This window comes from Neobacillus piezotolerans (assembly GCF_003362805.1).
In the GTDB taxonomy this organism is placed as follows: domain Bacteria; phylum Bacillota; class Bacilli; order Bacillales; family Cytobacillaceae; genus Bacillus_D; species Bacillus_D piezotolerans.
Genome location: NZ_QNQT01000036.1, coordinates 1 through 1,052, shown reverse-complemented (window position 1 = coordinate 1,052; position 1,052 = coordinate 1). Strand labels below are relative to the sequence as shown.

Below are 1,052 nucleotides of genomic sequence, written 5' to 3'. Positions count from 1 at the left end.
TTAGAATTTATTATATTCCTAGAAAAGAACATAAAAAGTTTTCCTTAATACTCATAATATTTGTAATATCAATGGTTATTTTAATCATTAGAAATAATATATTCCTAGTATTATTAGGATGAGATATACTAGGTTTATCATCTTACATTCTAGTAATCTATTATCAAGACAACTCTTCCTCAGGTTCAGGATCCATCACTCTTCTAAGAAACCGAATTGGAGATATTTTCATTCTATTATCAATTGGAATAATACTTATTAATTCAATATGAGAACTAAATATAAATGAATCATTCCCTTTAATTATCATAATTATACTAATATTAACTAGCTGTACAAAAAGAGCACAATTTCCATTCTCAGCTTGATTACCTATAGCAATGTCAGCTCCCACTCCTATTTCAGCACTAGTACATTCATCAACTTTAGTAACAGCTGGAGTATTTTTAATAATCCGAATTTCATCAAACCCTCATCCAACAACAATATACTTAACTATAATTATTTCATNTTCATCAACTTTAGTAACAGCTGGAGTATTTTTAATAATCCGAATTTCATCAAACCCTCATCCAACAACAATATACTTAACTATAATTATTTCATCACTAACAGCTTTATATGCTGGATTATCAGCTAATTGAGAACAAGATTTAAAAAAAATTATTGCACTATCTACTCTAAGACAAATAGCAATAATAATATTCGCTATTTCAATTATATCCCCATTATTAGCTTATTTTCATATAATCATTCACGCTTTTTTTAAATCCCTTATATTCATATGTGCTGGGATTATAATTCACGAAACTTCATATCAAGATATACGAATAATAAGAATAAATAGAAATAGTATACCTATAACAACTACAATCATAGGCTTAACTAATGCTGCTTTAATAGGTTTACCTTTTACATCAGGATTTTTTTCAAAAGACATAATCATCGAAAAAATAATTTCCTCAAAAATAGAATGTATTTTAACTTTAATCATAATTTCTTCAATTGGAATAACAGCATCTTATTCAATTCGAATAATAAATTTATCAAAC

General features: G+C 26.3%; 3 protein-coding genes. 2 read left to right on the top strand and 1 reads right to left on the bottom strand.

Going from position 1 to position 1,052, the window contains the following annotated elements:
• Positions 1-163 precede the first annotated feature (163 nt).
• Positions 164-394: a hypothetical protein gene (locus tag DRW41_RS22735; RefSeq protein WP_142752263.1), complete on the bottom strand. Its 231-nt coding sequence runs from the start codon at positions 392-394 to the stop codon at positions 164-166.
• Between DRW41_RS22735 and DRW41_RS23865 the strand changes: the two genes are divergently transcribed.
• Together DRW41_RS23865 and DRW41_RS23860 are read left to right on the top strand one after the other, a co-directional pair.
• Positions 381-644, top strand: a complete 264-nt coding sequence (locus DRW41_RS23865; RefSeq protein ID WP_181884684.1) for a hypothetical protein — start codon at positions 381-383, stop codon at positions 642-644. The two genes, DRW41_RS22735 and DRW41_RS23865, sit on opposite strands and share 14 nt — an antisense overlap.
• An 18-nt stretch (positions 645-662) precedes the next feature.
• Positions 663-1,052: proton-conducting transporter transmembrane domain-containing protein (locus DRW41_RS23860; protein ID WP_369333245.1), on the top strand; the 390-nt coding region annotated here is incomplete at its 3' end.